Source organism: Xanthomonas cannabis pv. cannabis, from assembly GCF_000802365.1.
GTDB lineage: Bacteria > Pseudomonadota > Gammaproteobacteria > Xanthomonadales > Xanthomonadaceae > Xanthomonas > Xanthomonas cannabis.
The window spans coordinates 1-554 of the sequence record NZ_JSZE01000227.1 but is presented as its reverse complement, the minus strand read 5'-3'; the positions used below and the strand labels follow the sequence as shown (position 1 = coordinate 554).

General features: G+C 67.3%; 1 protein-coding gene. It reads left to right on the top strand.

The window, feature by feature from the left end; translation table 11 throughout:
• Positions 1-554: autotransporter-associated beta strand repeat-containing protein (locus OZ10_RS20200; RefSeq protein ID WP_202903049.1), on the top strand; the 554-nt coding region annotated here is incomplete at both ends.

Genomic DNA, 554 nt, shown 5'->3' with positions numbered 1-554 from the left:
CGGTGGGCGTGCAGGGCACCCAGGGCATCACCGGCATGCAGTTCATCACCGACGGCTATGTGCTCGGCGACGGCGGAGCAGGCGCGCTGAGCGCCAATGCCGCCACCACCATCATCCGGGTAGACCCCGGTGTCACCGGCACGATCGATGTCGCTGTCTCCGGCGTCGGTGGCATTGAAAAACTCGACACCGGCACCCTGGTCCTGGATGCAGCCAACAGCTACACCGGCGGCACCGCGCTGGGCAGCGGCACGCTGGTGCTGGGTGATGCGCAGGCACTGGGCACTGGTGCCTTGACGGCTGCCGCCGGCACCAACCTCGATAGCAATCAGGCGTTGGCGGTGGGCAATGCAGTGGTGCTGGACGGCGCGGTGAATCTGCTCGGCAGCAACGACCTGACATTGTCCGGGTCGATCGCCGGCGCAGGCAGCCTGATCAAGAATGGCACGAGCACGCTCACGCTCGATGGCGCCAACAGCTACGCCGGTGGCACGGTGTTGAACGCCGGCACGCTGGCGGTTGGCAGCAACACGGCGTTGGGCAGCGGCAGCCTG